Origin of the sequence: Streptomyces sp. NPDC102451 (genome assembly GCF_044765485.1) — a bacterium.
In the GTDB taxonomy this organism is placed as follows: Bacteria; Actinomycetota; Actinomycetes; order Streptomycetales; family Streptomycetaceae; genus Streptomyces.
Map to the genome: position 1 here is coordinate 57477 of NZ_JBIWKD010000013.1, position 20754 is coordinate 78230.

Genomic DNA, 20754 nt, shown 5'->3' on the forward strand with positions numbered 1-20754 from the left:
CTGCTCCTGTCCTGGGGACCCATCGGCACGGGGTCATGTCGCGCTGCCCTCACAGGCCGTCAGTTCTCGTACGTATGCCGAAGCGCCGCCCCTCGGCGCGCCAGGAGGAACCACTGGTATGCACTCTCTCGTCGATCACTCCCCGGCAGAAGTCCTACGCGACAGCGACAGCACCGTCTGGGCACCTCCGCCCGGCGACGTGCGCTCGGCCCCCTTCCGCACGGGATGAGGGCCGCCATGGAACGGATCACCACGTTTCCTCATCTGCGGCAGGACTTCGCCGCCTCACTCGTCGTCTTCCTCGTCGCTCTGCCGCTGTGCGTGGGCGTCGCCGTCGCGTCGGGGGTCCCGGCCGAACTGGGGCTGATCACCGGCATCGTGGGTGGTCTCGTCACCGGCGTCATGCGCGGCAGCAGCCTCCAGGTGTCGGGGCCGGCCGCCGGTCTCACCGTGCTCGTCTTCGAGGCCGTCCAGTCCTTCGGGCTGCCGGCACTCGGGGTGATCGTGCTGGCAGCGGGTCTGCTCCAGCTGGCCATGGGCGCGCTGCGGCTCGGCCGCTGGTTCCGGGCCATCTCGGTCTCGGTCGTCGAGGGCATGCTCGCGGGCATCGGCCTCGTCCTCATCGCGGGTCAGCTCTACGCGGCCGCCGGGGTCGAGGCGCCGCCCTCCGGTACGGGCAAGATGGCCGGCATCCCGGGGCTGCTGGCCGACACCGTGTCCAGTCCCGCGGCTCTCGCCTCACTCGCCGTCGGCGCCGCGGCCATCGCCGTGATGGTGGGATGGACCAGGATGCCGAAGCGGGTGCGGGCCGTTCCCGGCGCGCTCGCCGCGGTCGTACTGGCCACTCTCGCCTCGTGGGCGTTCGGCCTGCCGGTCGAGACGGTTCAGGTCCAGGGACTGCTCGACGCAGTCCAGGCCCCCGCGCTGTCCGAGTTCGGCGGGCTCACGAGCCTGAGCCTGCTCGGAACCGTGGCGGCCTTCACCCTGATCGCCTCAGCGGAGAGCCTGTTCAGCGCTGCCGCGGTGGACCGGCTGCACGACGGTCCGCGTACCGAGTACGACAAGGAGCTGATGGCCCAGGGGGCGGGCAACACCGTGTGCGGGGTCCTCGGCGCGCTGCCGATGACCGCGGTCATCGTGCGCAGCTCGGCCAACGTGCAGGCCGGTGCGCGGACCAGGGCCTCCCGGGTGCTGCACGGTGTGTGGCTGCTCCTGTTCGCGGCTCTCCTCCCGTCCACGCTGGGGCTCATCCCCCTGCCCGCGCTCGCCGGCATCCTCATCCACGCCGGATGGAAGCTGATCCCGCTCAGGCCGCTCGTGGCACTGTGGCGCGAACACCGTGGTGAGGCGCTGATCCTGGTCGTCACGGCGCTGGCGATCGTCACGGTGAACATGTTCGAGGGCGTTCTGACCGGTCTGGCCCTGTCGGTGGCGAAGGCGGCGTGGGATGCCTCCCACATCAAGGTGGAGGTCGTCGACAGCAGTGCCGGCCTCGTCCGGGCCCGTCTGTCGGGCAACGCGACCTTCCTGCGGCTGCCGAAGATACTCGACAGCCTGGAGGCCCTGCCCAAGGACCGGCCCATCGCGCTGGACCTCTCCGGGCTCCACCATCTGGACCACGCCTGCCGCACGGCTCTGGAGAACTGGGCGGAGCGGCACAGCTCGTCCGGGACCGAGCCCGTCCGGCTGACCCGGACGGACGTGGTGAAGGCCGCTCCGGCCGGCCACTGAGAGCACGGACCGACGGCGAACGGCTCGCCGGTGCGCCTTCCGAGGGCGCCCGGCGAGCCATAGCCGGTGGTCAGCCGTTGGGCAGGATGACCGCGCGGCCGTTGATCTTGCCCGCGTGCAGCCGCTCGTACGCGAGCGGGGCCTCGTCGATGGAGTACGTCTCGACGTGGACGTCGACGGAGCCGGCGTGGGCGAGCTCGATGACCTCGGCCAGTTCCCTGCGCGAACCCCAGTACGGCGCGGAGACCGACGTGGCGAAGGGCAGGACGCCGAATCCGACGGGCAGCAGGCCGCCGCCGATCCCGACGATGGTGACGTCGCTGTCGACGGAGGCGGCCGCACCGGCCGTCTTCACGGTCGGCTCGGCGCCGACGAAGTCGAGGACGACCCGGGCACCGATCCCGCCGGTGAGTTCGCGGACCTTGGCGGCGGCGTTCTCGTCCGACAGCACCGTCTCGTGCGCGCCCACGGTCCGGGCGAGTGCCAGCTTCTCCTCGGTGACGTCGAGTGCGATGACCCGTACGGCGGTCATGGCGCGCAGGAGCTGGATGGCGACGTGCCCGAGTCCGCCGGTGCCGATGACCACGGCGGTGGCACCGGGGGTGAGCTTCGGCAGCGAGCGCTTGATCGCGTGGTACGGAGTCAGGCCGGCGTCGGTGAGCGAGACGGTCTTGACCGGGTCCAGGTCGCCGATGGGCGTCAGATGCCGGGCGTCGTCGACGATCATGTACTCGGCCATGGCGCCCGGGTTGCCGAGCCCGGGCGGGTTGATGCCGAGGTCGGCGGCGCGCAGGCAGTAGTTCTCCCGGCCCTCCGCGCAGTTCACGCAGGTGCCGCAGCCCCACGGGCCGTAGACGGCGACCGCGTCCCCCACCGAGACGCCCTCGGCGCCCTCGCCGAGGGCGGCGACCGTACCGACACCCTCGTGGCCGAGCGTGAGCGGCAGCTCGTAGGGAAACCCTTCGGCGGGCCAGCTCATCACCGCGATGTCCGAGTGGCAGACACCTGCGGCGCTGACCTTCAGCAGGATCTGGCCGGGCCCCGCGACGGGCTCGGGTATCTCGACGACCTCGGGGGCGGCGCCGATGGTGCGGTACTGGACGGCTTTCATGGCTCTCCTTCGTTCTCCGTACTTCCTTTGTGACCCTCGGGGTGGCGGTCCGCCACTCGGGGGATCAGGAGGCGGAGTAGCCGCCGTCCACCAGGTGGTAGCTGCCGTGGACGAACGAGGCGCGGTCGGACAGCAGGAACGCGACGAGCTCGGCGACCTCCTCCGACGTGCCGAGGCGGCCCGCCGGGTGCAGGGAGATCAGGTGGTCGCGGGCGGGCCCGTCGGTGTCGCGGAGCAGCGGGGTGTCGATGAAGCCCGGGCCGACCGCGTTGATACGGACGTTCTGTGCGGCGTACTCGAGTGCCGCGGTCTTGGTGAGGCCGACGACGCCGTGCTTGGCGGCGACGTAGGCCGGGGAGTTCGCGAAGCCGTTGGTGCCGAGGATCGACGAGACGTTGACGACGGCGCCGCCGCCCGCGGCCAGGAGGGCCGGGAGTTCGTAGCGCATCGAGTAGAAGACGCCGCTGAGGTTGGTGGCGACGACCCTGTTCCAGTCGTCGATGCCGTAGGCGCCGGTGGGCTGCGCGGGGCCACCGATGCCGGCGTTGTTCACGGCGAGGTGCAGGGCGCCGAAGGTGTCGACGGCGAACCGCACGCCGGCCTCGACGGAGGCGGGGTCGGTGACGTCGAGGGCGACCGCGGCGGCGCGGGCGCCGGTGGCCTTCAGCTCCTCGGCGGCCTTGCGGGCGTTCTCCTCGTCGTAATCGGCGACGACGACGGCAGCGCCGCTCGCGGCGAGCCGCCGGGAGAGGGCGAGGCCGATGCCGGACGCGCCGCCGGTGACGAGGGCGACCTTGCCGGCGAACTCCGCCTCGTAGGCGGTGGGGAGGTTGGTGCTCATGGGGTGCTTCCTTGCGTGGTGCTGTGGGGCGCCGGCCCGTCCTGCCGGGATTCCAGCAGGTCCGCGGAGAGGGCGTCGAAGGCGTGTACGACGAACTCGGGCAGGGCGGCCGGCCGGCCGCCCCGAACCCATGCCGCCTGGGCCGCGAGGAGCGCTCCGGCTCCCGCGGCGACGGCCACGGCGGGCCGGAGGTCCCGCCGTGGGTCGACCCCGAGCCGTTCCGCGAGAATCCCCACCGACTCCTCCTGGGCGTCCACCCGGATGTGGTGGTACGCCGCGTACAGAGTGGGTTCCTCCTCGGCCATGACCAGCAGGTCGAAGATGCGTGGCCGCAGGTGCCAGGGCCGCGCCTCGGTGTCGTCGAGCCAGTCGAGGACGGCGCGGCGGTAGGCGAGGAGCGGGGGCTCGGCCGGGGGGCGCTCACGGAGCGCTCGGTTGATCCTTTCGCCGTCGCCCCGCACTGCGTCGAGGACGGCGGCCTCCTTGTTCGGGAAGTGCCGGCTGAAGGTGCGCCGGTCGACGTCGGCCGCCTGCGCGATCTCCTCGACCGTCACACTCCGCAGACCGCGTTCGAGCACAAGGACGAACGCGCTCTGCGCCAGCGCGTCCCGGGTCCTGCGTGCCTTACGGCCGCGCCGGTCCGGGTCGCTTCCTGTCCCGTTCATAGATGCAGCGTACACCTTTAAATGTCCCGGTGGGACATCTGTCCCACCGGGACACGATCACAGCCCTACGGCTGGGACTCCCGGCCCGCCGGCTCCTCCTGCGGCGCCCGGCTCAGCGCGCCCGGCCACCAGGCGGTACGCCCGATGTCCATGACCAGGGCGGGCACCAGGAGCGAGCGCACGACGAGGGTGTCCAACAGGACGCCGAACGCGACGATGAACGCGACCTGGACGAGGAAGGCGAGCGGGATGACACCCAGGGCGGCGAAGGTGGCCGCCAGGACCACGCCCGCCGAGGTGATGACCCCGCCCGTGGTGGTCAGCCCGCGCAGCACGCCCTGCCGGGTGCCGTGGATCAGGGACTCCTCGCGGACCCGGGACATCAGGAAGATGTTGTAGTCCACGCCGAGGGCGACCAGGAACACGAATCCGTACAGCGGCACGGAGGAGTCGGTCCCGCTGAAGCCGAAGACGTGCTCGAAGACCAGCGACGCGACGCCGAGGGTGGCGAGGAAGTTGAGCGCGACCGTGGCCACCAGGATCAGCGGCATCAGCAGGGAGCGGAGCAGGCCGATCAGGATGACGAGGATGATGACCAGCACCACCGGCACGATGATGTTGCGGTCGTGTTCGGCGGTCCTCTGGGTGTCGTACTGCTGTGCGGTGTAGCCGCCGACGATCGCCTGTGCGCCGGGCACGGCGTGGACCGCCTCGCGCAGTCGCGTGACCGTCTTCTTGGCCGCGTCGCTGTCCGCCGCGTCGGTCAGGGTGGCATCGACGCGGACCCGGCCGTCCACGACGAGCGGCTCTCCGCCGCCCGGGCGCCCGGAGGCCGTCAGGAGGGAGACGCCCGCGACCCCGGGGACCTCCTCGGCCGCGGCGGCCACCTGCTGCGAGCGGTCCGCGTCCGCGATCACGACGGCGGGGTTCCCCGATCCTCCGGGGAAGTGGCGGCCCAGGGTCTCCTGCGCGGCGACGGACGGCGCGTCGTTGACGAAGATCTCCTGCAGGGGTACGCCCTTGGAGTTGAGCGTGGGCATGAACGCGGCGCAGGCGAGGAGGCCGACCAGCGTGACGGCCCACACCTTGCGCGGGGACCGGTCGACCAGACCCGCGATCCTCGACCAGATCCCCTTCGAGCCGGCATCGGGCTCCGTCTGCCCCTTCTTCGGGCCCGACGGCCAGTACGCGGCCCTGCCGAGCAGCACCAGGACGGCGGGCAGGAAGGTGAGCGCGCTCAGGACGGAGCAGACGATGCCGATGGCGCCCACGGGTCCGAGCGCGCGGTTGTTGGTGAGGTCGCTGAGCAGGAGGGCGAGCAGCCCCAGGGCCACGGTGGCGGCGCTGGCCGTGATCGGCCCCGCGGACTCACGGAGCGCCGCACGCATCGCGGACCACCGGTCGGGCCGGCGTCCGAGCTCCTCGCGGAACCGTGCGGTGAGCAGCAACGCGTAGTCGGTGGCGGCTCCGATGACCAGGATCGACAGGATGCCCTGGACCTGGCCGTCGACGCGGACCATGTCGTGGTCCGCCAGTACGTAGACGATCGCGCAGGCCACGGCGAGTGCGAAGACCGCGCCGATGATGATGATCAGCGGGAGCAGCACGCTCCGGTAGACCAGGAGGAGGATGACGAGCACGGTCACCAGGGCGACGCCCAGGAGCAGTCCGTCGATTCCGGCGAAGGCGTCGGACAGATCGGCCTGGGAGGCCGCGGGGCCCGCGATCCCGGCCACCGTTCCCGGGACGTCCTCCGCTGCGCTCCGGATGTGTGCGAGGGCGTCGGGGAGTTCGTCCCCCAGATCCGGCCTCAGCTGGACGACGCCTTCCAGCGCCTTGCGGTCCTCCGACAGCAGCGCGGGGCTCACCTCGCCCGCCACTCCCGGGCCGCCCTTCACCGAGGCGAGGGCGGCCGTCGCCGCCTTCTGCTGCTCGGGGCCGATCTCCTCACCCCCGGCGGACGTCCAGACCACGATGGCGGGCACTGTCTCCTGCTTGCTGAAGGCCTTCTGGGCGTCGATGACCCGGGTGGACTCGGCGCTCTGCGGCAGGAAGGAGGCCTGGTCGTTGGTGGCCACCTCCCCGAGCTTCCCGGCGTACGAGCCGAACACGCCCCCGACGACGAGCCAGGCGAGGACGAAGAACACAGGGACAAGAACCAGCCGGCGGACCGGCCTCGATGCGGTGGACATGGCACTCCTGGGTCGGCCGCGATCTCTCAATCATGATGTATCTCAATCATTGAGATTACATAGGCGCACGGCTCACCCTCCCACCGGCATGGCGGTTCAGCGCCGAGGGACCTGCATGCGAATGAGTTCGCCGTTCATCCGGCCGATGAAACGGAGTGCGGCCTCCAGCTCCTCGGGCGGGGACACGGCACACGCACCGGCCGCCGCCTGCGCGAGGGGCATGAAGAACGAGCGCGCGGCAGCCTTGGCCCCAGGCTCGTAGTACAGGTGGACGACACGGCGGTCGGAGCTCTCCCGTGCGCGCCTGATGTGACCCGAACGCTCCAGCCGGTCGAGGCACGCGGTGACCGCGCCGGACGTCAGACCGAGGTGCTCACGCAGCCGACCGGGCGTCAGCGGCGCCTCCGCGTCGAGGATCGCGCCGAGTGCGTGCACGTCCGTCGCGTGCAGGCCCTGCGCGTGCGCGAAGGCGTGGATCAGCCGGTTGACCTCACTGTTCATCCGGCGCAGCGCCACGGCGATGGCCTGGAGCTCCGACGCCCCGGCCGCATCCGCGTCCGATCCGTCGCGAGGGTCGTCTGCACTGTCCACCGCCCCATACTAGGGCGCGCACGACAGCACCCGGCGGGCGCGTACCCGCCGCCGGCGACGAGGGTGAAGAGGGGTGGCACGTGCCGTGGCCGGGCCGGAGGACACCCTGCCGCCGCCTTCTACAGTGCTGTAGATTTGGCGCGCCGCTGCGGTCCCGGGAGCCCGGCGACCGGGAGTGCGCCTCACACCCACCAGGGAGAAGACAGCCGCCATGTTCGGAATCAGCGAGATCGCGATCTTCCTCATCATCGCCGTCCTGATATTCGGTGCCAGGAAGCTCCCCGAACTCGCCCGCTCCCTGGGCAAGTCGGCCCGGATCCTGAAGAGCGAGGCGCGGGCCCTGAAGTCCGACGGCGTCTCCCCCACCGTCCCGGCGGAACCGCCGGCCGGCGGAGCGCACGACCCCCGCGTCATCCGGGGAACGGCCACCGAGAAGCCCGGGTCCCACTGAGCCCTGCCGCTCCGCCCGCTCCGCCACCCGGTGGGGTGGGCTTCGGCGTGTCCTGAGCCCGTCGGCAGGCGGAACCCCCCGCACGGGGACACCGTGGACGATGGAGACACGAGCCGGAACGAGGGGTCATGGAGAACAAGGACGACAGCGGCGGCCTGCGGTGTCTGGTGACGGGCGCGACGGGATACATCGGGGGCCGCCTCGTCCCCGAGCTCCTGGAGGCCGGTCACCGGGTGCGCTGCCTGGCGCGGACCCCGGAGAAGCTGCGGGACCATCCGTGGGCGGGCCGGGTCGAGGTGGCCAAGGGGGACGTGACCGACCCGGAGTCCGTGGGCGCGGCGCTGCACGGCATCGACATCGCCTACTACCTGGTCCATGCGCTCACTTCGGGGCCGGGCTTCGAGAGGACCGACCGCGAGGCGGCACGGATCTTCGGGGAGCAGGCGAAGGCGGCCGGCGTCCGTCGCATCGTCTATCTGGGCGGGCTGACCCCCGCCGGTGTCCCCGAGCAGGAGCTCTCCCCCCACCTGCGCTCACGCGCCGAGGTCGGGCGCGTCCTGCTCGATTCGGGCGTACCGACGACCGCGCTGCGCGCCGCGGTCATCATCGGTTCCGGTTCGGCGTCCTTCGAGATGCTGCGCTATCTCACCGAGCGGCTGCCGGTCATGGTCACCCCGAGCTGGGTGTCGACACGGATCCAGCCCATCGCCGTACGCGACGTCCTGCGGTACCTCGTGGGCAGCGCGCACATGCCCGTCGAGGTGAACCGCACCTTCGACATCGGCGGCCCCGACGTCATGACGTACCGCGACATGATGCAGAAGTACGCACAGGTCGCCGGGCTGCCCCACCGGCTCATCCTGCCGGTGCCGATGCTGTCACCGGGACTGTCCAGCCACTGGGTCGGGCTGGTCACCCCCGTGCCCGCCTCGATCGCCCGCCCGCTCGCCGAGTCCCTGCGCTACGAGGTCGTCTGCCACGAACACGACATCGCCGACCATGTCCCCGACGGCCCCGGGCAGCCCTTCTCCTTCGCCACGTCACTCTCGCTCGCGTTGCAGAGGGTGCGTGAGGCGAGGGTGACGACCCGGTGGTCCTCCGCCTCCACCCCGGGCATTCCCAGCGATCCGCTCCCCACCGACCCGGACTGGGCGGGCGGGAGTCTCTACACCGATGTGCGTGAGCGCGACGTGGACGCCCCGCCCGAGGCCGTGTGGCGGGTCGTCGAGGGGATCGGCGGTGAGAACGGCTGGTACTCGCTCCCGCCGGCCTGGGCGGTCAGGGGCTGGCTGGACCGGCTGGTCGGCGGGGTGGGGCTGCGCCGCGGCAGGCGTGACGCCCAACGGCTGCGGGTCGGGGACTCGCTGGACTTCTGGCGGGTCGAGGAGATCGAGCCCGGCCGGCTGCTCCGGCTGCGCGCGGAGATGCGGCTGCCCGGCCTGGCCTGGCTGGAGATGTACGTGGAGAAGCGCGAGGGCGGCGGCTCGCGGTACCGGCAGCGTGCCGTCTTCCATCCGGCCGGGCTGCTCGGTCACGCGTACTGGTGGAGCGTGTCGCCTTTCCACGCGGTCGTCTTCGGCGGGATGGCGCGCAACATCGCACTGGCGGCCGGCCGGGGAACCACGGGCGGTGCGGCATGACGGTGGCGATCGTCCTGTTCACCTCGGACCTGCGGCTGCACGACCATCCGCCGCTGCACTCGGCGCTCGCCTCGGCCGACGAGGTGGTGCCCCTCTTCGTGCTGGACGACGGGGTGGAGTCCGCCGGGTTCGCCGCTCCGAACCGGCGCGCGTTCCTTGCCGACTGCCTCCGGGACCTGGACGCGGGACTCCGCGAGCGCGGCGGGCGCCTGATCCTCCGTGAGGGAGAGGTGGCCGAGGAGGCCGCCCGGGTCGCCTCCGGGGCGGGGGCCGACTCGCTCCATGTGGCGGCGGGCGTCAGCGCGTACGCGCAGCGCCGGGAGGAGCGGCTGCGCGGGGCCCTCGCGTCCGTGGGCTGCCGGTTGAGCGTCCACGACGCGGTGGGCACGGCGGTCGCACCGGGCGGGGTGGTCCCCTCGGGGGCGGGCAGGGACCACTTCGCCGTCTTCACCCCGTATTTCCGCCGGTGGTCCGGGGAGGGGCTCCGCTCCCCGTTCCGGGCACCCCGCGCCGTGCGTGTCCCGCAGGGGCTCGGGTCCGTCGCCCTGCCGTCGCGGACCGGTGTACGGGGCCTGTCGCCGGGGCTCGCCGAGGGCGGGGAGACCGAAGGGCGCAGGCTGTTCGCGGCGTGGCGCCGCCACGGGCTCGCGGCGTACGAGGACCGCCACGACGACCTCGCGGGCGACGCGACCTCACGGCTCTCGCCGCACCTCCACTTCGGCACGCTATCCCCCACCGAGCTGGTCCACCGCGCCCGCGCCGCCGGCGGTCCGGGCGCGGAGGCCTTCGTACGGCAGGTGTGCTGGCGGGACTTCCACCACCAGGTCCTGGCCGCCCGCCCGGTGGCCTCCCGCTCCGACTACCGTCCACGGCAGGACCGTTGGCGGACCGGGCGGGCCGCGGCGGACGACACGGCGGCCTGGAAGGAGGGCCGCACCGGCTATCCGGTGGTCGACGCCGCCATGCGCCAGCTGCTCCACGAGGGCTGGATGCACAACCGGGGGCGGCTGCTGACGGCGAGCTTCCTCGCCAAGACGCTGTACGTGGACTGGCGGACCGGAGCGCGTCACTTCCTGGAGCTGCTCGTCGACGGGGACATCGCGAACAACCAGCTCAACTGGCAGTGGGTGGCCGGGACCGGCACGGACAGCCGGCCCAACCGGGTGCTCAACCCGGTGACACAGGCCAAGCGGTACGACCCGGACGGTGCGTACGTACGCCGCTGGGTGCCCGAGCTCGCGGGGATCTCCGGGTCCGCCGTGCACGAGCCGTGGAAACTGCCGGCGCGGGAACGCGCCCGCTTCGACTACCCGGAGCCCGTCGTCGCGCTGTCGGAGGGTCTGGCCAGGTTCAAGGAGGCCCGGGGGCTGGACTGATCCCGCAGGTGCCCCTGCTTCAGATCTTGCGCCAGCGGGCGTTGGCCCACGAGAAGAGGCCGAAGGCGGCCAGCCCGACGGCGATGAGGACGAGGAGCCAGGGCCCGGCGGGGGTCTCGGTGAAGGAACGCAGGGTGTCGTCCATGCCCTTGGCGCGGCCCGGTTCGTGCCGGACGGCGGCGGTCACGGCGAACCCGCCCGCCGTCGCGAAGACAGCGCCCCGGACGGTGCCGCCGAAGACACCTACGACGTCGACGGCCTGACGGGCCCTCTTCGTCATCTCGCCCGTCTTCAGGTGCTTGTGGTACTTGCGTGCGAGGGCGCGGTAGGCCATCCAGAGACCCGCGACGATCACGCCGACACCCGCGATCCCCACGATCCACTGACCGCCGGTCCATTCGAGGGCCCGCGCCGTGACGTCGTCGGTCTGCCGGTCGCTCGATCCGCTGCCGCTGTCCTTGTCACCCGCCGCGTACGAGAGCACGGAGTACGACACGAAGGCGTAGAAGACGAAGCGCGCCGCTGCCACGGCGCGCTTGCCGGCCTTGTCGCCGTCGGGGCCCGCCTGGCCGAAGAGGGCCTCGGACAGCCTCCACAGCGCCATCCCGGCCAGTGCCACACCGAGCACCCACAGCAGGATGCTCCCGAAGGGCTTCCCCGCGATCTCGGCGATGGCACCGCCGCGGTCGGCCTGCTGTCCGCCCCCGTCGGAGAAGGCGATGCGCAGGGCCAGGGTCCCCACCAGGAGGTAGATCACCCCGCGCGCCGCGAACCCCGCGCGGGCGCCCACGTCCACGGCTCGGCTGCGGGAGGCTCGTCTCGCCCGACTCCGCGCGTTCATCGACAGTGCGTTCGCATTCATGCACTGCCGGATGCCCCTGAATCGGCGATCAATGCGGAGAGGTTACGCGCCCTCGTCCGCCTGCTCGCCCTGCGCCGCCTGCCCCTTGGCACGGCGGCCGACCACGGCGGCCGCTCCCAGGGCGCTGCCCGCGAACGCGAGGGCCATGACCCACGGACGGTCGAGGACGTGCCCGGTGGCGTGGTCCAGGGAGTAGCGGCCGGCACCCGTCACCCCGATCGCGGCGGCGACGAAGCCGAGGAACGCCGGGTACTCGTAGCCGCCGCCCATCGCGAAGAAACCGGCGGGCGCGTGCACGGCGACGGCGCCCGCCATCGTGCCGGCCGCGGCGGCACCCGCCGCGGGGGTGGCGAGGCCGAGCGCCAGCAGGATCCCGCTGCCCGCCTCGCCGATTCCGGCCGCCAGGGCGCTGTGCTTCGGCGGATGGAAGCCCATGGCCTCCATCGCGGCGGTGGTCCCCTCGATCCCCCCGCCGCCGAACCACCCACCCAGCTTCTGGCTTCCGTGGGCCGCCAGCACGGCCCCCGTGCCGGCCCTGAGTACGAGGAGTCCGACGTCACGCCGGTTGATACAGGCCATGGGGTGTCTCCTGTCGACACGGAGGAGCTGCGGCGGTGAGCCGTACGGATCCACTCTCGTCCGGGCCGGGCGGCAGGGTCGGGTGGTGTTGAGCCATTCGTGGACCGGACCTTGGGGGGACTGCGACGTACGTCATTGTGCAACTTGTTGCATAACAAGCGACGGGTGGTCTACAACTGGCTCGACGACACCTGCGAGGAGACCCGGATGAGCCCGTACCCCACCCTGCTGAGCCCCCTCGACCTCGGATTCACCACGCTCCCGAACCGGGTGCTGATGGGGTCGATGCACATCGGTCTGGAGGAGGTCGAGCGCGGCTTCGAGCGGATGGCCGCGTTCTACGCGGCCCGCGCGCGCGGCGGGGTGGGCCTCATGGTCACCGGGGGGATCGCGCCGAGCGAGCGCGCGTGCTCCTTCCCCGGCGGCGCGAAGATGACGACCGAGGCCGAGGCGGAGCAGCACCGCGAGGTCACGGCGGCGGTGCACGCGGCGGGCGGGCGGATCGCGATGCAGATCCTGCACTTCGGGCGCTACGCCCATCACCCCGACCTGGTGGCGCCGAGCGCGCTGAAGGCTCCGATCAGCGGGTTCACCCCGCACGCGCTGGACGACGACGAGGTCGAGGAGACCATCGAGGACTTCGTCCGGGCGGCGGAGCTGGCGCGGCGCGCGGGGTACGACGGTGTCGAGATCATGGGCTCCGAGGGCTATCTGATCAACGAGTTCATCGTCGCGGCGACGAACCACCGCGAGGACCGCTGGGGCGGCTCGTACGAGAACCGCATCCGCTTCCCCGTCGAGATCGTGCGCCGCGTCCGGGAACGGGTCGGCCCCGACTTCATCCTGATCTACCGGCTGTCCATGCTGGACCTGGTGCCCGGCGGCTCCACGCTGGAGGAGGTCGTCCACCTCGCCCGTGAGATCGAGGCGGCCGGGGCGACCATCATCAACACCGGGATCGGCTGGCACGAGGCCCGCATCCCGACGATCGCCACCTCGGTGCCGCGCGGCGCCTTCACCTGGGTGACGGAGAAGGTCCGGGGCGCGGTCTCCGTGCCGCTGGTGACCAGCAACCGCATCAACACCCCCGAGCTGGCCGAGGAGGTCCTCGCCTCGGGCCGGGCGGACATGGTGTCGATGGCGAGGCCCTTCCTCGCCGACCCCGACTTCGTCGCCAAGGCCGCCGAGGGCCGCGCCGACGCCATCAACACCTGCATCGGCTGCAACCAGGCCTGCCTGGACCACATCTTCAGCCTGCAGATCACCTCGTGCCTGGTGAACCCGCGCGCCTGCCACGAGACCGAACTGGTGCTCTCGCCGACCCGCGTCCGCAAGCGCGTCGCGGTGGTCGGCGCCGGGCCGGCAGGGCTGGCGTGCGCGGTCACGGCCTCCGAGCGCGGGCACACGGTGACCCTGTTCGACGCGGCCGACGAGATCGGCGGGCAGCTGAACGTCGCCCGCCGGGTCCCCGGCAAGGAGGAGTTCGCCGAGACGCTGCGCTACTTCCGCACCAGGCTCGCCGAGGAGGGGGTGGAGCTCCGGCTCGGCACCCGGGCCACACCCGAGGCGCTCGACGGCTTCGACGAGGTCGTCCTGGCCACCGGTGTCGAGCCCCGCTCCCCCGCGATCCCCGGCGTCGGGCACCCCAGCGTGGTCAGCTATCTGGACGTCCTGCGGGACGGCGCCGAGGTCGGTGACCGGGTGGCGGTCGTCGGGGCGGGCGGCATCGGCTTCGACGTCGCGGAGTTCCTGACCGACGGGGGCGACGCGGCGAGCCTGGACCCGGAGGTCTTCTTCCGGCAGTGGGGTGTGGACACGGACTACGCGGACCGGGGCGGGCTGCGGGCGCCGGAGCGCCCGAAGGCCCCGCGCACCGTCCATCTGATCCAGCGCAAGGCGAGCAAGGTCGGGGCCGGGCTCGGGAAGACGACCGGCTGGATCCACCGGACCGAGCTGCGTCACCGCGGCGTGACGATGATCGCGGGCGCGTCGTACGACCTGATCGACGACGAGGGTCTGCACCTCACCGTGGACGGCGAGCAGCACCTGCTGCCGGTCGACACCGTGGTGCTGTGCGCGGGCCAGGAACCACGGCGTGAGCTGTACGAGGAGCTGCGGGCCGCGGGCCGTCCGGTGCATCTGATCGGCGGCGCCGACGTGGCCGCCGAACTGGACGCCAAGCGGGCCATCCGTCAGGGCACGGAGCTCGCCGCCGGGCTGTGAGCCACCGCTTCACCGGTCCCTAGGATGCTCCCCATGTCACTCCCGCACGCGATCCTGACCGCCCTGCTCGAGAAGCCGTCCTCGGGTCTCGAACTGACGCGCAGGTTCGACCGGTCGATCGGCTACTTCTGGCCGTCCACGCACCAGCAGATCTACCGGGAGCTGGGAAAGCTGGAGCAGGCCGGCCGCATCCGGGTCCTGCCCGCGGCGCAGCCGGCCCGTGGGCAGAAGAAGGAGTACGAGGTGCTGCCCGCCGGCCGTGAGGAGCTGGCCGCCTGGGTGTCGCTCGCCGAGGATCCGCGGCCGGTCCGTGATCCGCTGCTGCTGAGGATGCGGGCGGCCGCCGTGGTGGGCGCCCCGGGGCTGGCCGGGGAGCTGCGCAGGCACCTGGTACTGCACCAGGAGCAGCTGGCGGAGTACCTGGAGATCGAGCAGCGGGACTTCCCACCGGAGCGGACCGCGGACGAGGACCGGCTGCGCCGTCTGGTGCTGCGCGGGGGCATCGACCTGGAGACGTTCTGGACGGGCTGGCTGACCAGGGCGATCGACGAGCTGGACGGCCCCGCCCCGGAGAGCGGCGGGGCCCGTTCCCCGGACGGGCTCTAGCCGGGGCCGCCCGGGCTCCCGACGGGCTCCGGGCGCAGCGTGAGCGGCTCGGCGGGGCGTGGGGCGGTGACGGAGGGGGCGGTGATGGAGGGGGCGGTGATGACGACCCTCGACGGCGACGGCGGCCTGGTGACCGCCCGCGTGGAAGCCGGCCCGGCGGGCGCCGGGGCGTCCCCGGCCGTGGTCCGCCCCTGCGCCCGGCTGAGCAGGATCACGCCCTGTACGGCGGCCACGGCGCCGATGAGCGCGGGGACCAGGCCGAGCACCCCGCCCTGGATGCGCTCGCCGAGCAGGATCAGGCCGATCGCCGCGGCGGCGACCGGGTTGGCGAGGGTGACGACGGCGAGCGGGGCGCCGAGGCCGCCCCGGTAGGCGGTCTGGGACAGCATCAGGCCGCCCAGCGCGAAGAAGGAGACCAGCACCGCCACGGTCACCAGGCGCCAGCTCAGCAGCGGGCCCGAGTGGTCGGTCGCGGCCACCGTCAGGGTCTGGGTGAGTGCGGAGGCGACCCCGGACGTGATGCCCGAGGCGGCGGCGTGCCGCAGGCCGGGCCGGGCGCCGGGCCGGCCGAGCGTGGCGACGAGCGCCATGGTGACCGCTCCGACACCCAGCGCCTCGGGAAGGCTCAGCGTGTCGTGGGGAGCGGCTCCGCCCGCGGCCAGGAGCAGCGCGGCGAGGCCGACGAGGGTGAGGAGCGTGCCACGCCATTCCGTACGGCTGACCCGGCGGCCGGCGGAGCGGGCCCCGAGCGGTACGGCGGCGACGAGGGTGAGCGCGCCGAGCGGCTGGACGAGGGTGAGCGGTCCGTACTTCAGCGCGGCGACGTGCAGCAGCGCTCCCCCGGCGTTGAGGCCGACCGCCGACCACCAGGCGCCGCGGCCCATCATGCTCAGCGCTCCGGCGGAGGGGTCGGTCCGCCCGGCGAGCCTGGCCTGTGCCACCGCGGCGGCCGCGTAGGCGCCGGCGGAGACGAGGGAGAGGACGACGGCTATGAGCGTGGCGTTGTTCATCGACGCACTCCGGATCGTGCGTACGCGGGCTCCGCGTAGTTCTGGGCCGGGACCGTCGGCCACGGCAGGTGTGTGAGGACCGGCGTGCGCGGCAGCCTGAGCGCGGCGTAGGCGACGGCGAGCAGGGCGGAGACCACGATCGCGTCGAGCCAGTAGTGGTTGGCGGTGCCGACGACGACCAGCAGGGTGAGCAGCGGGTGCAGCAGCCACAGCAGGCGCCACCGGGAGCGTGTGGCGACGATCAGCCCGACGGCGACCGCCAGGGCCCAGCCGAAGTGCAGCGAGGGCATGGCCGCGAACTGGTTGGCCATCGAGTCGGTCGCCGGGGTGTCCCCGTACACCGTGGGGCCGTAGACCTGTCCGGTGTCGACGAGGCCGGCGGCGTGCAGCATGCGCGGCGGGGCGAGCGGGAAGAGCAGGTGCAGGGCGAGCGCGGCGCCGGTGAGTGCGGCCAGTATGCGGCGTGACCAGACGTAGTGGCGCGGGCGGCGCCAGTACAGCCACACCAGGAAAGCCACCGTGGCCGGGAAGTGCACGGTCGCGTAGTAGGTGTTCGCCGTCTGGACGAGCGTGTGGCTGTGCAGCAGGACGCCTTGTACGGCTCCTTCACCGGGGAGGCCGAGCGCCCGTTCGAAGCTCCAGACGTTCCCGGCGTTGTGGAAGGCCTCCTCGACATGGCCGTTCGCGGCCTGCCGGCCGAGTTTGTAGACGAGGAAGAGTCCGGCTGTCAGAAGCAGTTCCCGGACGAGGGGCGGGCGGGCCGATGCGTCCGGCTCCCGCTCCGCAGGCTCACTGCGGGTGTACATCACCCGTGCCCCTTTGCTGACGATGCGCTGTGACGACGTCGGCATGGCCATTCCATGCCGTATCGATACGCCAGTGTACCGATACGGCTGCGTATCGGTACACTGGCGTATCGGTACACTGGCGTATCGAGGATCCCCAGCCACAGGGCCGCAGAGAGGGAAGCAGATGCCGTCGCCCGGTTCAGCGCAGGAGTCAGCACCGACGTCACGCCGGTCGAAGATCACACCGGAGCGGGCTCAGGAGCTCTACACCGCCGTGCTGGAGCTGCTGCGCGAGAGTGGTTACGACTCCCTGACGATGGAGGGCGTCGCCTCGCGGACCCGGTGCGGGAAGTCCACGCTCTACCGCCAGTGGGGCTCCAAGCCCGAGCTGGTCGTCGCGGCACTGAACGGCACCCGGAGAACGCTGTTCTCGGACATCGACACCGGCAGCCTGAGCGGCGATCTGCACGGCGCGGCACAGGTGGTGGACGCCGCGTCCGGCAAGGACACCGCGCTGATGCACGCGCTCAGCCACGCCGCCCTCCAGAATCCCGACCTGCTCTGCGCGCTGCGCTCCACGCTGATCGCGCCGGCCATCGCCGCGATCGACGCGATGGTCGAGCGCGCCGTCGAGCGGGGTGAGATCGACGCCGAGAACCCCGCGGCCGACTACGTGGCCGCCCAGGTGATCGGCGCCATGCGCGCCCGGTCGCTCCTGGAGGGGCGCTATCCCGAAGACGGGTTCCTCGCACGCTTCATCGAGTGCGCCGTGCTTCCGGCACTCGGACTTCCCGCCGGCCCGCCCGCCTCCCCGCCCGCTTCCGGGGGAAGCGGGACCTGATGAACGTGGACCGTCGCCCCAGCGGATGACGGCGGTCCACCCGCGCGCCGCACCGTGGGGACGGGGTCGGCGCACACCCGGCCGGCCGGTGGTTTCCGAGGAGACCACCGGCCGGCCGCGTCATACCCGCCCCCCCTTCTCGTCCCCTTGACGATATCTCTCGGAACCCATTATCGTCGTCATGACGAGAAAGAAGGGGGTTCCGAGATGGCCGACATCACCCGGCGCTTCGGCTGGCGGCACCTGCGTTCCGCGCCCACCGCCCACATCCGCCACCACAGGCGCGGCAGGCTCACGCACGACGGCCCCGGCCTGAGCTTCTGGTACCGCTCGCTCTCGGCGGCGCTCTCCGAGGTCCCGGTCGACGACCGCGAGCTGGCGATGGCGTTCCACGCCCGTACGGCGGACTTCCAGGACGTCACCGTGCAGGCGACGGTCACCTACCGGATCAGCGACCCGGCCGAGGCCGCCGTACGGCTCGACTTCTCGGTGGACCCCGACACCGGGGTGTGGCGCGGTGCGCCCCTGGAGCAGATCGCCACCCTGCTCACCGAGACCGCGCAGCAGCACACCCTGGACGTGCTGGCCCGCACCCCGCTCGCCACCGCCCTCGTGGACGGGGTCGCTGCCGTTCGGGAGCGGGTCGCCTCCGGGCTCGCCGCCGAGCCACGGCTGCCCGCCACCGGCATCGACGTCGTCGCCGTACGCGTCGTCGCCATCCGCCCCGAGGCGGAGGTGGAGCGCGCCCTGCGCACCCCCGCGAGGGAGCAGATCCAGCAGGAGGCCGACCGGTCGGTGTACGAGCGGCGGGCGGTCGCGGTCGAGCGTGAGCGGACCATCGCGGAGAACGAGCTCGCCAGCAAGATCGAGCTCGCGCGCCGCGAGGAGCAGCTGGTCGACCAGCGCGGCACCAACGCCCGGCGGGAGGCCGAGGAGAAGTCGGCGGCCGACGGGGTGCGTACGGCCGCCGAGGCCGCCCGCACCGTGCGCCTGGCCCGTGCGGAGGCGGAGGCCGCCCGCGATGTCGGCGCGGCGCGCGCCGAGGCGCAGGCGGCCTGGCTGCGGGCGCACGCGGAGGCCGACCCGGGCACGCTACACGCCCTGGCGGCGACGCGGCTGGCCGAGAACCTGCCCCGGATCGACAGCCTCACCCTCTCCCCCGACGTCCTGACCGGCCTGCTCGCCAGGCTCGGCAGGCCGGAGCCGGAGGCGCGGGCGTGAGCCTGGCCCCGCGCGCTGTGCTGGTGCACCGTACGACGGAGTACGAGGAGCTGCTGGCCCGCCACGGGACGCACGGGCAGGCCGCGTTCGTGCTCGCGGGACGCGGCCGGTCGCTCGACGAGGTGGCCGAGCGCCACCGCCGCAACGAGCGGGCGCTCACCGAGGTGGCCGCCGCCGTGCCGCTGCGCTGGCGGCGCAGCCGGGTGGAGCGCGCGGACCTCGACCGCTTCCTGTTCGGGCCCGAGGACGTGGTCCTCGTGGTGGGGCAGGACGGCCTGGTCGCCAACACCGCGAAGTACCTGTCCGGTCAGCCGGTGGTGGGCATCGACACCGACCCGGGCCGCAACCCCGGGGTCCTCGTACGCCACCGGGCCCGGGACACGGCGGCGCTCTGCCGGGCCGCGGTGTCGGCCGGCGGGCGGGTGGACGCCCTCACGATGGCCGAGGCCGTCGCCGACGACACCCAGCGGCTCCTCGCCCTCAACGAGATCTACCTCGGGCCGCCGGGCCACCAGACCGCCCGCTACCGCATCGGCCCCGACGGCGCCCCGTCCGCCGGTGAGCCGCAGGCGTCCTCGGGCGTCCTGGTCGGCACCGGCACGGGATCCACCGGCTGGCTGCGCTCCCTCTGGCTGGAGCGCGGCAGCCCGCTCCGGCTGCCGGCGCCCTCCGATCCGCGACTGGTCTGGTTCGTGCGCGAGGCCTGGCCCTCACCGGCCACCGGCACCTCGATGACCGCCGGTGAGCTGGGGCGCGGGGAGACCCTCGGGCTCACCGCCGAGTCGGACCGGATGGTGGTGTTCGGCGACGGGATGGAGTCCGACGCACTGGAGCTGACATGGGGCCAGTCCATCCGGATCGGCATCGCGGACATCGCCCTCAACCTGGTGGTGTGAGCGCGTGTGAGGATGACCGGGTCCCCGGGCCCCGGGGCCCGTGACCGACCAGCCGGGAGCAGAGCATGACCACCGATTCCGTGAACGTCCCGCCCCGCAACGGCCGCCCGCCACTGGCCCAGGCGTCCCTCGGGGTCGGTGTCGTCGTGCAGGACGGGGAGGGCAGGATCCTGCTGGGCAGGCACCGCGGCGGCACCTGGGAGCTGCCCGGCGGCAAGGTCGACCCGACCCACGAGTCGGTCGCGGCGGCCGCCGCCCGTGAGCTGCGCGAGGAGACGGGCCTGCGGGTGCCCGTGGACGCCGTGACCGTCTTCGCGATGGTGCACGACGTGGTGGGCGGCATCAACCGGATCAGCATGGGCGCGTCGGTGAGGGTCGGGCCGGCGGTCGCCGAGGTCACCGAGCCGCATCTCATCAGCGCGTGGCGGTGGACCGTCCCGGAGGAGCTGCCCGGCCCGCTGTTCGATCCGTCGGCGCAGATCCTCGCCGTGTGGCGCCCGGATCTCGCCATCGAGCACCCCGCGGCCCATCATCTGCGGATCGCTGCGCCGCAGGGGTCAGCCACCGCCTAGAAGCATTAACCATTTGCCTAGGGCTCATAGGCAGAGTTAGCGTCGAAGACATGAGAGCCGTCAGTGAGCAGGACATCCGAGCGTCGTTCGTCAACTGTTCCAAGGGAGAGGCGAAGCGGCTGCCGCTCCCCCGCGACCTCGACGAGCGCCGCTGGGACGATCTGGACTTCCTGGGCTGGCGCGACCTCTCGGCTCCCGACCGGAGCTACCTCGTCACGGAGCTGCGCGGGGAGCTCATCGGCATCACGCTCCGTTTCCCGTCCCAGCAGCGGGGCTTCCTGCACCGCAGCATGTGCTCGGTCTGCCTGACCACGCACCCGGGCAGCGGTGTCTCCCTGATGACCGCGCGGAAGCGGGGGCAGGCGGGCCGGGACGGCAATTCGGTGGGCATCTACATCTGCACCGACCTCGACTGCTCGCTCTACGTACGCGGCAGGAAGACACCTGCCCCCGGCGGGCGCTTCGAGGAGTCGCTGACCGTCGAGCAGCAGGTCGAGCGGACGAGGGGGAAGCTCGCCGGCTTCCTGGACCTGCTCGCCGCCTGAACCGCCAGAAGTG

20 protein-coding genes are annotated in these 20754 nt (G+C 72.6%); 11 read left to right on the plus strand and 9 right to left on the minus strand.

Going from position 1 to position 20754, the window contains the following annotated elements:
- The first annotated feature begins 237 nt into the window (after nucleotides 1-237).
- Complete coding sequence (locus ACIRD8_RS25910; protein WP_403996120.1) at nucleotides 238-1731, plus strand: SulP family inorganic anion transporter; 1494 nt, start codon at nucleotides 238-240, stop codon at nucleotides 1729-1731.
- Nucleotides 1732-1801: 70 nt separating this feature from the next.
- On the opposite strand, the gene ACIRD8_RS25915 is transcribed toward ACIRD8_RS25910, so the two are convergent.
- The 5 genes from ACIRD8_RS25915 to ACIRD8_RS25935 all read right to left on the minus strand — a co-directional run bounded on the left by ACIRD8_RS25915 (nucleotide 1802) and on the right by ACIRD8_RS25935 (nucleotide 7131).
- Nucleotides 1802-2842, minus strand: coding sequence for an NAD(P)-dependent alcohol dehydrogenase (locus ACIRD8_RS25915; protein ID WP_403996123.1), 1041 nt, complete (start codon nucleotides 2840-2842; stop codon nucleotides 1802-1804).
- A gap of 64 nt (nucleotides 2843-2906) precedes the next feature.
- A complete protein-coding gene (locus ACIRD8_RS25920) occupies nucleotides 2907-3683 on the minus strand; it encodes an SDR family NAD(P)-dependent oxidoreductase (protein ID WP_403996125.1) in 777 nt (258 codons plus the stop codon).
- Entirely contained in the window at nucleotides 3680-4348 is a 669-nt protein-coding gene (locus tag ACIRD8_RS25925) for a TetR/AcrR family transcriptional regulator (protein ID WP_403996128.1), read from the minus strand. The genes ACIRD8_RS25920 and ACIRD8_RS25925 overlap by 4 nt, the downstream gene beginning before the upstream one ends.
- Before the next feature lie 65 nt (nucleotides 4349-4413).
- On the minus strand, nucleotides 4414-6540 hold the full coding sequence (locus tag ACIRD8_RS25930) for an MMPL family transporter (protein ID WP_403996131.1): 2127 nt from the start codon (nucleotides 6538-6540) through the stop codon (nucleotides 4414-4416).
- Nucleotides 6541-6636: 96 nt separating this feature from the next.
- Nucleotides 6637-7131: a MarR family winged helix-turn-helix transcriptional regulator gene (locus ACIRD8_RS25935; protein ID WP_403996134.1), complete on the minus strand. Its 495-nt coding sequence runs from the start codon at nucleotides 7129-7131 to the stop codon at nucleotides 6637-6639.
- A 211-nt stretch (nucleotides 7132-7342) separates the two neighbouring features.
- Between ACIRD8_RS25935 and ACIRD8_RS25940 the strand changes: the two genes are divergently transcribed.
- The 3 genes from ACIRD8_RS25940 to ACIRD8_RS25950 all read left to right on the plus strand — a co-directional run bounded on the left by ACIRD8_RS25940 (nucleotide 7343) and on the right by ACIRD8_RS25950 (nucleotide 10598).
- Nucleotides 7343-7582 (plus strand): twin-arginine translocase TatA/TatE family subunit, encoded by a 240-nt coding sequence (locus tag ACIRD8_RS25940; protein ID WP_403996137.1) that lies wholly within the window; start codon nucleotides 7343-7345, stop codon nucleotides 7580-7582.
- A 128-nt stretch (nucleotides 7583-7710) separates the two neighbouring features.
- Complete coding sequence (locus tag ACIRD8_RS25945; protein ID WP_403996139.1) at nucleotides 7711-9222, plus strand: SDR family oxidoreductase; 1512 nt, start codon at nucleotides 7711-7713, stop codon at nucleotides 9220-9222.
- Nucleotides 9219-10598, plus strand: a complete 1380-nt coding sequence (locus ACIRD8_RS25950) for a cryptochrome/photolyase family protein (RefSeq protein WP_403996142.1) — start codon at nucleotides 9219-9221, stop codon at nucleotides 10596-10598. The genes ACIRD8_RS25945 and ACIRD8_RS25950 overlap by 4 nt, the downstream gene beginning before the upstream one ends.
- Before the next feature lie 19 nt (nucleotides 10599-10617).
- Here ACIRD8_RS25950 and ACIRD8_RS25955 read toward each other — a convergent pair whose 3' ends face one another.
- Nucleotides 10618-11439 carry a DUF1206 domain-containing protein gene (locus tag ACIRD8_RS25955; protein ID WP_403996145.1) on the minus strand — a complete coding sequence of 274 codons (822 nt, stop codon included), beginning with the start codon at nucleotides 11437-11439 and terminating at the stop codon, nucleotides 10618-10620.
- A gap of 63 nt (nucleotides 11440-11502) precedes the next feature.
- A complete protein-coding gene (locus ACIRD8_RS25960) occupies nucleotides 11503-12039 on the minus strand; it encodes a DoxX family protein (RefSeq protein ID WP_403996148.1) in 537 nt (178 codons plus the stop codon).
- 207 nt (nucleotides 12040-12246) lie between these two features.
- Here ACIRD8_RS25960 and ACIRD8_RS25965 point away from each other — a divergent pair, with 207 nt between their 5' ends.
- Together ACIRD8_RS25965 and ACIRD8_RS25970 are read left to right on the plus strand one after the other, a co-directional pair.
- Nucleotides 12247-14262, plus strand: a complete 2016-nt coding sequence (locus tag ACIRD8_RS25965) for an FAD-dependent oxidoreductase (protein ID WP_403996554.1) — start codon at nucleotides 12247-12249, stop codon at nucleotides 14260-14262.
- 33 nt (nucleotides 14263-14295) lie between these two features.
- Entirely contained in the window at nucleotides 14296-14868 is a 573-nt protein-coding gene (locus ACIRD8_RS25970) for a PadR family transcriptional regulator (protein ID WP_403996150.1), read from the plus strand.
- On the opposite strand, the gene ACIRD8_RS25975 is transcribed toward ACIRD8_RS25970, so the two are convergent.
- Together ACIRD8_RS25975 and ACIRD8_RS25980 are read right to left on the minus strand one after the other, a co-directional pair.
- Nucleotides 14865-15878, minus strand: a complete 1014-nt coding sequence (locus ACIRD8_RS25975) for a DMT family transporter (RefSeq protein WP_403996153.1) — start codon at nucleotides 15876-15878, stop codon at nucleotides 14865-14867. The two genes, ACIRD8_RS25970 and ACIRD8_RS25975, sit on opposite strands and share 4 nt — an antisense overlap.
- Entirely contained in the window at nucleotides 15875-16684 is an 810-nt protein-coding gene (locus ACIRD8_RS25980) for a phosphatase PAP2 family protein (RefSeq protein ID WP_403996156.1), read from the minus strand. Before ACIRD8_RS25980 ends, ACIRD8_RS25975 begins: the two co-directional genes overlap by 4 nt.
- A gap of 166 nt (nucleotides 16685-16850) precedes the next feature.
- Between ACIRD8_RS25980 and ACIRD8_RS25985 the strand changes: the two genes are divergently transcribed.
- The 5 genes from ACIRD8_RS25985 to ACIRD8_RS26005 all read left to right on the plus strand — a co-directional run bounded on the left by ACIRD8_RS25985 (nucleotide 16851) and on the right by ACIRD8_RS26005 (nucleotide 20741).
- On the plus strand, nucleotides 16851-17507 hold the full coding sequence (locus ACIRD8_RS25985; protein ID WP_403996159.1) for a TetR/AcrR family transcriptional regulator: 657 nt from the start codon (nucleotides 16851-16853) through the stop codon (nucleotides 17505-17507).
- Between the two features lie 207 nt (nucleotides 17508-17714).
- Entirely contained in the window at nucleotides 17715-18728 is a 1014-nt protein-coding gene (locus ACIRD8_RS25990) for an SPFH domain-containing protein (protein WP_403996162.1), read from the plus strand.
- Nucleotides 18725-19624, plus strand: a complete 900-nt coding sequence (locus ACIRD8_RS25995) for a hypothetical protein (RefSeq protein WP_403996165.1) — start codon at nucleotides 18725-18727, stop codon at nucleotides 19622-19624. The genes ACIRD8_RS25990 and ACIRD8_RS25995 overlap by 4 nt, the downstream gene beginning before the upstream one ends.
- A gap of 65 nt (nucleotides 19625-19689) precedes the next feature.
- Nucleotides 19690-20196 carry an NUDIX hydrolase gene (locus ACIRD8_RS26000; RefSeq protein WP_403996168.1) on the plus strand — a complete coding sequence of 169 codons (507 nt, stop codon included), beginning with the start codon at nucleotides 19690-19692 and terminating at the stop codon, nucleotides 20194-20196.
- Between the two features lie 50 nt (nucleotides 20197-20246).
- Nucleotides 20247-20741: an FBP domain-containing protein gene (locus ACIRD8_RS26005; RefSeq protein ID WP_403996171.1), complete on the plus strand. Its 495-nt coding sequence runs from the start codon at nucleotides 20247-20249 to the stop codon at nucleotides 20739-20741.
- Nucleotides 20742-20754 lie beyond the last annotated feature (13 nt).

What these genes read in the sequence shown, in the direction of transcription:
- ACIRD8_RS25910 (WP_403996120.1), top strand. Translation starts at nt 238, where the DNA reads ATGGAACGGATCACCACGTTTCCTCATCTGCGGCAGGACTTCGCCGCC.
- ACIRD8_RS25915 (WP_403996123.1), bottom strand. Translation starts at nt 2,842, where the DNA reads ATGAAAGCCGTCCAGTACCGCACCATCGGCGCCGCCCCCGAGGTCGTC.
- ACIRD8_RS25920 (WP_403996125.1), bottom strand. Translation starts at nt 3,683, where the DNA reads ATGAGCACCAACCTCCCCACCGCCTACGAGGCGGAGTTCGCCGGCAAG.
- ACIRD8_RS25925 (WP_403996128.1), bottom strand. Translation starts at nt 4,348, where the DNA reads ATGAACGGGACAGGAAGCGACCCGGACCGGCGCGGCCGTAAGGCACGC.
- ACIRD8_RS25930 (WP_403996131.1), bottom strand. Translation starts at nt 6,540, where the DNA reads ATGTCCACCGCATCGAGGCCGGTCCGCCGGCTGGTTCTTGTCCCTGTG.
- ACIRD8_RS25940 (WP_403996137.1), top strand. Translation starts at nt 7,343, where the DNA reads ATGTTCGGAATCAGCGAGATCGCGATCTTCCTCATCATCGCCGTCCTG.
- ACIRD8_RS25945 (WP_403996139.1), top strand. Translation starts at nt 7,711, where the DNA reads ATGGAGAACAAGGACGACAGCGGCGGCCTGCGGTGTCTGGTGACGGGC.
- ACIRD8_RS25950 (WP_403996142.1), top strand. Translation starts at nt 9,219, where the DNA reads ATGACGGTGGCGATCGTCCTGTTCACCTCGGACCTGCGGCTGCACGAC.
- ACIRD8_RS25955 (WP_403996145.1), bottom strand. Translation starts at nt 11,439, where the DNA reads ATGAACGCGCGGAGTCGGGCGAGACGAGCCTCCCGCAGCCGAGCCGTG.
- ACIRD8_RS25960 (WP_403996148.1), bottom strand. Translation starts at nt 12,039, where the DNA reads ATGGCCTGTATCAACCGGCGTGACGTCGGACTCCTCGTACTCAGGGCC.
- ACIRD8_RS25965 (WP_403996554.1), top strand. Translation starts at nt 12,247, where the DNA reads ATGAGCCCGTACCCCACCCTGCTGAGCCCCCTCGACCTCGGATTCACC.
- ACIRD8_RS25970 (WP_403996150.1), top strand. Translation starts at nt 14,296, where the DNA reads ATGTCACTCCCGCACGCGATCCTGACCGCCCTGCTCGAGAAGCCGTCC.
- ACIRD8_RS25975 (WP_403996153.1), bottom strand. Translation starts at nt 15,878, where the DNA reads ATGAACAACGCCACGCTCATAGCCGTCGTCCTCTCCCTCGTCTCCGCC.
- ACIRD8_RS25980 (WP_403996156.1), bottom strand. Translation starts at nt 16,684, where the DNA reads ATGTACACCCGCAGTGAGCCTGCGGAGCGGGAGCCGGACGCATCGGCC.
- ACIRD8_RS25985 (WP_403996159.1), top strand. Translation starts at nt 16,851, where the DNA reads ATGCCGTCGCCCGGTTCAGCGCAGGAGTCAGCACCGACGTCACGCCGG.
- ACIRD8_RS25990 (WP_403996162.1), top strand. Translation starts at nt 17,715, where the DNA reads ATGGCCGACATCACCCGGCGCTTCGGCTGGCGGCACCTGCGTTCCGCG.
- ACIRD8_RS26000 (WP_403996168.1), top strand. Translation starts at nt 19,690, where the DNA reads ATGACCACCGATTCCGTGAACGTCCCGCCCCGCAACGGCCGCCCGCCA.
- ACIRD8_RS26005 (WP_403996171.1), top strand. Translation starts at nt 20,247, where the DNA reads ATGAGAGCCGTCAGTGAGCAGGACATCCGAGCGTCGTTCGTCAACTGT.